The sequence below is a fragment of the Sphingomonas bacterium genome, from assembly GCF_903644135.1.
GTDB lineage: Bacteria > Pseudomonadota > Alphaproteobacteria > Sphingomonadales > Sphingomonadaceae > Sphingomonas.
Genome location: NZ_CAHJXA010000234.1, coordinates 1 through 4,539, shown reverse-complemented (window position 1 = coordinate 4,539; position 4,539 = coordinate 1). Strand labels below are relative to the sequence as shown.

The 4,539-nt window shown below is 64.8% G+C and carries 1 protein-coding gene, 1 tRNA gene and 2 pseudogenes; 1 reads left to right on the top strand and 3 read right to left on the bottom strand.

Annotated elements, in window-relative coordinates:
• A pseudogene (locus HUU96_RS11740) lies at nucleotides 1-315 on the bottom strand (protein-L-isoaspartate O-methyltransferase); the annotation flags it as partial.
• Between the two features lie 183 nt (nucleotides 316-498).
• On the opposite strand from HUU96_RS11740, the gene HUU96_RS11735 reads away from it, so the two are divergent.
• Nucleotides 499-572, top strand: a tRNA-Cys gene (locus HUU96_RS11735).
• A 136-nt stretch (nucleotides 573-708) separates the two neighbouring features.
• Here the strand turns inward: HUU96_RS11735 and HUU96_RS11730 are convergent.
• Both HUU96_RS11730 and HUU96_RS11725 read right to left on the bottom strand, forming a co-directional pair.
• Nucleotides 709-3,765, bottom strand: coding sequence for a TonB-dependent receptor plug domain-containing protein (locus HUU96_RS11730; protein WP_174292970.1), 3,057 nt, complete (start codon nucleotides 3,763-3,765; stop codon nucleotides 709-711).
• Between the two features lie 228 nt (nucleotides 3,766-3,993).
• Nucleotides 3,994-4,539, bottom strand: a pseudogene (locus HUU96_RS11725) (DNA mismatch repair endonuclease MutL); the annotation flags it as partial.

Sequence of the window (4,539 nt, the reverse complement as noted above, 5' to 3'; positions counted from 1 at the left end):
GGCGACGATCGCCGCCAGCACCGCCGCGGCATAGCCCCCCGCCGCGCCGATCAGCAGCACCCGGTCGCTCGCCGCCAGCGCCGCTTCGGTCAACAGCCGGCCGGTCGCCATCGGCAGGTTGGCGGCGCGGCCGCCACCCAGCGGGATCGCGGTGTCGCGATAAGCCAGCTCGTTGAGCCCCCGCGGCAGGTAGTCCTCACGCGCGACCGCCGCCATCGCCGCGACCACGCGCTGATCGCTGACTGCGTTGGTGCGCAGCTGGCTCGACACCATCGCCTGCCGCAGGGCCGCTGGATCGTACATCTGGCTCGTCATCATGCCCCGCTTAGTCGCACAACTGTTTTATTGGTGCAACACACTAGATCGTCGACCGAGTGTTAGCGCGGACATGGCGATGCGCCAACATCTGTCGATGCCTGTCGCCCGAGTGGGGCCGGCACAAGCGACGAACGGTTGACCCCCACCCAAAAAATCCGCATCTGCGCGCCCTGACATCGGGGCCCGATGGCGGAGTGGTGACGCAGAGGACTGCAAATCCTTGCACCCGGGTTCGATTCCCGGTCGGGCCTCCAATGTGTCGTCGGCGTTCGTGATCAACCGAATGCGTCCGAAGTCAGCAAGTCTCGTACGTCGGTGTTGAGCGTTGGCTGACACGGAAAGGGCGGCCCCTTGCGAGACCGCCCTTCCTGAGTGGCTATAGCAACGTGACTAGAACTTGATGTTCGCGCCAGCGCGGAAGGTCCGGCCGATCAGGCCGGCGGTATGCCACGACGCCAGATAGTTGGTCTGCGAAGTGTAGGCGGTGTTTGCGAACAGCGGCGCGTGCGCACCGGCGATGTTGCCGACCGTCCCGAAGAACTGGAAGCGATCGTTCACCGTCACCGTCAGGTTCACGTCGGTATAGATGAAGCTGTGGATCGTGCAGAAGCTGCTGCCGCCATTGGCGTCCTTGTAGATCGCCGCGGTCGCGCACGACGTATCGCCATTGACGGACGTCGCCTGATCGGCGGCAACCGCCCTCATCTGACCGACGAAGTAGGTCGTTCCAGTGAGCGCGAACTTGCCGACAGAAATCGTGTTCTGCCAGGTTCCGCGCCACCGCGGAGTGCCGCCGCCCGAGGACAAATCCTCCGGCCCGACCGTTCCGGCATAGCTCTGCACCGGTGCGCCGGTAGGATGCAGGTCGTAGTTCAGCGTGTCCTGCAGGTCGAGACGCGAGTCGAACCTGATGCTGGACGTAATCGGCACCCGCGCATTCGCACCGAAGTCGAGCCCGGCAATGATCTCGTAAGCCGAGTTCACATAAGGCGCGTTCAGCACCAGCAGGCGAGGCAGGGCATTGGGGGCGAACGGATCGGCACCGTCGACGACGTTGCACGAATAGCCCTGCCCGGTGGCTGCGACTGCCGCGCAGGCCGCAGTCTGCGCCGCTGCCGCCGATGCGAAGGTCTGGCCTTCCACCGAGTAATAGGCGTTGATCGCCTGCGACACCAAGGGGCCGGTGACGATCAGGTTCGACTTCTTGACGTGGAAATAGTCGGCGGTCAGCGTCAGCCACGAAACTGGATCGAAGACTGCGCCGGCGGTGAAGCTGCGCGCGATCTCAGGTTGAATTTGAGGATTGCCGGTGAAGCCGCGACCCAGCTGATACGCGACCGTGTAGGACGCGTTGGCCGGGTGAGCTGCCCGGAAGCCCGCATCGGGCGTGTAACCGACGAATCCCGAATAGGAGCTGAGCGGACCGGATTCGGCGAAGGTCGGTGCGCGGAAGCCCTCCGAATAGGTGCCGCGGATCGCCACGCCCTTCACCGGCGTGAACTTAGCCGTCACCTTGGGCGAGAAGCGCCCGATATTCGTAGAATAATGGTCGTAGCGACCCGACACGTCGACGTCGAGCAGGTCGAACACCGGCAGATCGACCTCAAAGAAGCCAGCCGCCACCGACCGGGCACCATAGGCCTGAGCAGTCGTCAAACCCGGGAAATTCAAGTTGGGATTGAGGCTGTTATTGGTCAGCGTCTCACGGCGGAACTGGCCGCCGATCGCGAGCCGCGCGTCGCCGCCCGGCAGGGTGAACAGCGCGCGGCTGATGGAAGCGTCGAGCGTCGCTTCCGACGAATGCGACCGGGCGTTGGCGTCCGGCGTCACCATGGCGCGCACCGCCGCCGAGTTCTGGCTGGGATCGATGAAGTTATAGGCACCGGTATTGATGGCCTGAACCAGCCCGGGCAGGTACGGGTTACCGTAGCTGGTGAGGTTGAGGTTGTCGCGCGAGTAGGCAGCGTCGACATTCCAGCTCCAGCTGTCGCCGAAATGACCCTTCAACCCGCCCGATATGCGATACACCTCGTTGATGCGCGTGCTGCCCGAACGGACGTCACCGAACAGATAATATATGCGTGCAGCGCCGGCCGCTGGATTGGCGGCATAGGCAGCTGCATAGGGATTGTACGGATCGAGACGACGATCTGCAGCGGTCGAGCAGTTGATGCCTGCCGAGCAGACATAGACCGGCAGCACGATGCCGGGGTTGCTCGTTGCCGTCGCCGGGCTGCCGCCAAAGGCCTGTGTCTGACGGATGCCGCGCGGGATCGAATTGATCTCGACCCGGTCACGCGAGTAGCTCGCAGCGACATAGGCTTCCACGTTTGAGTTGATACGCAGGCTTACCCTGCCGACGGCATCGTAGCGCTCCTGAAACGGCAGGATATCGAGATATTCGCTCTGCAGGTTGTGGGCGCAGGCCGTGCCGACGCGGGCCGCCGTGTTTTCGGAGAAGGTGCCGTAAGGGCAATTCGCCAGCGGGGTCAGCGAGTTGAAGATCGCCGGCGTGGTGGCGTTGGTCACGGTGCCTGCCAGCGGGTTGTTCAGGTCGGTCTGCGTCACCCGCGTGACGACCGCGTTCGGCGTCGCCGTGGTCAGTGTATCGTCGGCACGATTGTTATCGATGCCACCGATCCGCTTGAGGTCGATCGTATTGAAGGGGAAACCGCGCGACTTCTCCGTGATGTTGCCGTCACGCTCATAGTCGCCGCCGATATAGACGTTGAAGCCCTGGCTCTCGTAATCGCCATAGCCGGCGAGCAGATGGGCGCGGTACTTCTGGCCATCGCCCTTATCCGACACGCCGGACTCGGCTCCCACCTCCAGGCCCCGCATCTGCTTGCGTGTAATGATGTTCACGACGCCGCCGATGGCATCTGCACCGTATAGCGAGGACGCGCCGTCCTTCAGCACCTGGACCTGCTGGACGTTGACGATCGGAATGCTGTTGAGATCGGTGTAGCTGTTATGGCCATCGTCGTTCAGCGGGAAGTTCGTCGAGCGTAGCCCGTCGACCAGAACTACCGTGGACGACACGCCCAGGTTGCGCAGCGAGATAGCTGCACCGCCCGCCGAGAAGCCACTGGTGAAGGCGTTGCCGATCGAGCCGGCACCGTCCGCCGCGACCGAGCGCACCGCATCGGTGATGTTGGTGACACCAGCCTTGGCGATGTTGTCGGCGGTCAACACGGTGACCGGCGAAGCGGTGGTGGTCGCGCTGCGGAACAGCGTGCCGGTGACGACGACGTCCTTGTCCTGATCGCTTGGCGTGGCCTCCGTATTGGCCTGGGCAGGATCGACGGGCAGCGTCGACGGATTGTTCGGCGTCGCCGCGGCAGGCGCCGACTGCGCCATCGCCGGCGCGGCAACCAGGCCCATCAGCAATGCGGCCGACGAGATCCCTGCGCGCAGCAACAGGCGAGTGAAGTTCACGTCATTCATGGCTAGTTCCCTTTGAAGCGACCCACATCCGCTTGTGCGGCTTCGAGTCGCGATTCCCGTGCCGGCCGGTGGCGCACGCCACCGCGACAAACATGGGTGGCGCATGAACTGCGCTGGTTGGCGTGTAAAGTTGGCCGAAATGGCTTTCGTGACAATTCGGGCGCTACTGTCACGTAAATAACACATCGATGTCACTCATCGCTTTGCGCCTAGGCATCGCCCCGCACCTCACCTGCCGAACAGCTTCTCCACGCTTTTCAGGTCGAGCTTCACCCAGGTCGGGCGGCCGTGGTTGCACTGACCTGAATGCGGCGTCGCCTCCATCTCGCGGAGCAGGGCGTTCATCTCCGCCACCGACAGCACGCGGCCGGCGCGCACCGAGCCGTGGCAGGCCATCGTACCCGCCACCGCGTCGAGCCGCTCGCGCAGCGACAGCGCCTCGTCATAGGCGGCGAGTTCGTCGGCCAGGTCGGTGACGAGCCCGGCCGCATCCGCATGGCCGAGCAGCGCCGGGGTGGCGCGGACCAGCACCGCCCGCGCGCCGAACCGCTCCAGCTCCAGCCCGAACGCCGCCAGTTCCTCCGCGCGCGCTTCGAGGCGGTCGCAGGCGAGCTCGTCGAGCTCGACCACTTCGGGAATCAGCAGCGACTGCGAGGCGACGGTGCCGCCCGCCAGCGCCGCGCGCATCCGTTCGAGCACCAGCCGCTCATGCGCGGCGTGCTGATCGACCAGCACCAGCCCGTCCTCGGCCTCGGCGACGACATAGGTCCGGGC